Origin of the sequence: Duganella alba, assembly GCF_009674495.1 — a bacterium.
Taxonomy (GTDB): Bacteria; Pseudomonadota; Gammaproteobacteria; order Burkholderiales; family Burkholderiaceae_D; genus Rugamonas; species Rugamonas alba.
Genome location: NZ_WKJN01000082.1, coordinates 1 through 1,927, shown reverse-complemented (window position 1 = coordinate 1,927; position 1,927 = coordinate 1). Strand labels below are relative to the sequence as shown.

Below are 1,927 nucleotides of genomic sequence, written 5' to 3'. Positions count from 1 at the left end.
AATGCACCGCCACGTCCCAGCCGGCGCGCGCCAGGCCGAGCGCGATGGCGCGGCCGATCCGGCGTCCGGCGCCGGTGACGAGGGCCACGCGCTGGCCCGGAGCTAAGTTGTCCTGTGCTGTCATCATGTTGAACTGGATATAATGCCGGGATGTCCTTACCCGTACCTTCTAGCGACGCGCTGGCCGCGTCCCACGCCCTGCAGACCCTGATCGCCGCCGACATCGAACGCCACGGCGGTGCGATTTCCTTCGCCCGCTACATGGAACTGGCGCTGTATGCGCCCGGACTGGGCTACTACAGCGGCGGCTCCGCCAAACTGGGAAAAGATGGCGATTTTACAACCGCTCCCGAGCTGTCGCCGTTGTTCGGCGCGGCGCTGGCGCGGGTTGCAGCCGCTATTATCGCCCAAAGCGCGCCGCGGATCCTCGAATTCGGCGCCGGCACCGGCAAGCTGGCGTTCGACATCCTGACCGAACTGGCCGCGGCCGGGGTGGCGGTGGAGCGCTATTTCATCGTCGAGCTGTCCGGCGAACTGCGCGGGCGGCAGCAGGAAAAGCTGCGCGACTTCCCGCAGGTGCAGTGGCTGGACGCCTTGCCGGCGTCGTTCGACGGCGTGGTGTTCGGCAACGAAGTGCTCGATGCGATGCCGGTGCACCTGGTCAGCAAGCATCCGGAAGGCTGGCAGGAATTGCAGGTGACGGTGGCCGACGGCCGCTTCCAGTATCTGGAAACGCCGGCCGGCGACGAACTGCTGGCGCAGGTCGCGCGCCAGATTCCGGAGCACGAACAGCTGCCGGCCGGCTATGTGACCGAGCTGCACGGCATCGCCAGCAGCTTCATGGCGACGCTGGCGCGCATGCTGGCCAGCGGCCAGGCCAACGCCGCCTTCCTGTTCGACTACGGCTTCCCGGCGCACGAGTATTACTTCGACCAGCGCGCCGCCGGCACGCTGATGTGCCACTACCGCCATCACGCCCATCCGGACCCGTTTTATTATCCGGGCCTGCAGGACATCACCGCCCACGTCGACTTCACGGCGATGGCGCTGGCGGCGCAGGACGCCGGCATCGACGTGCTGGGCTACCTGAACCAGGCCGGCTTCCTGATCGGCGCCGGCATCGGCGAGCTGCTGCTGCGCACCGATCCGGCCGACGCCATGGCCTACCTGCCGCAGGCGCGCGCCATGCAGAAGCTGGTGTCGCCGGCGGAAATGGGCGAGCTGTTCAAGGTGCTGGTGGTGGGCAAGGGCGTGGAATTGCCGCAGGCCCTGGTGCTCCAGGACCGCACCCATCGGCTGTAGACAAAAAATCACATTGGGTAGAAAAGCAAGTCAAATCCTTGTCTGATCTCGGGGTTGCATGCGCTAAGATGGGCTATGATGATTGATTCTGCGTCGATTTCCAGTTATGGCCAAGATTCACACCCACTATGACAACCTGAAAGTGTCGCGTATGGCGCCGCAGGAGGTCATACGTGCCGCGTACAAGGCGCTCAGCCAAAAGTACCACCCGGACAAAAATCCGGGGGATGAGAAGGCTGCGCGCATCATGGCCATCCTCAACAGCGCCTACGAGACCCTGTCCGACGCCCAGCGCCGCAAGGAGCACGACGAGTGGATCGCCTCGGAGGAGTGGGAAATCGAGTGGCTGGAGAGCACCCGCAACGAGGACGGCCACCGCGGCGACAAGCACAAGCACGATGCCGGCTGGCATCCCGAACACGTCAACGACAGCGTGCCGAAGCGCGGCCGCCGGCGCGACTGGCGCACCTGGGCCGGCCTGGCGGCCTGCCTGGTGCTGGGCTGGATCGGCGGCGCCACCATGATCGCCGAACCGCAGCTGATGGGCAACCTGAGCAGCGCCTGGGGCGGCAAGGGCGGCATCAACGCCAACGCGGCCACGCCCGACGCCGCGCCGCGCGGGCGC

At 66.4% G+C, this 1,927-nt stretch carries 2 protein-coding genes and 1 pseudogene; 2 read left to right on the top strand and 1 reads right to left on the bottom strand.

The features are described 5' to 3' along the window. Positions 1-127: pseudogene (locus GJ695_RS30330) on the bottom strand (SDR family oxidoreductase); the annotation flags it as partial. Positions 128-150: 23 nt separating this feature from the next. On the opposite strand from GJ695_RS30330, the gene GJ695_RS29300 reads away from it, so the two are divergent. Together GJ695_RS29300 and GJ695_RS30325 are read left to right on the top strand one after the other, a co-directional pair. Beyond that, a complete protein-coding gene (locus tag GJ695_RS29300; RefSeq protein WP_154370602.1) occupies positions 151-1,302 on the top strand; it encodes a class I SAM-dependent methyltransferase in 1,152 nt (383 codons plus the stop codon). Positions 1,303-1,408: 106 nt separating this feature from the next. Continuing rightward, positions 1,409-1,927: J domain-containing protein (locus GJ695_RS30325; RefSeq protein ID WP_229261309.1), on the top strand; the 519-nt coding region annotated here is incomplete at its 3' end.

Bases quoted from the DNA above. Each gene is read 5' to 3' on its own strand.
- GJ695_RS29300 (WP_154370602.1), top strand. From the start codon at position 151: ATGTCCTTACCCGTACCTTCTAGCGACGCGCTGGCCGCGTCCCACGCC.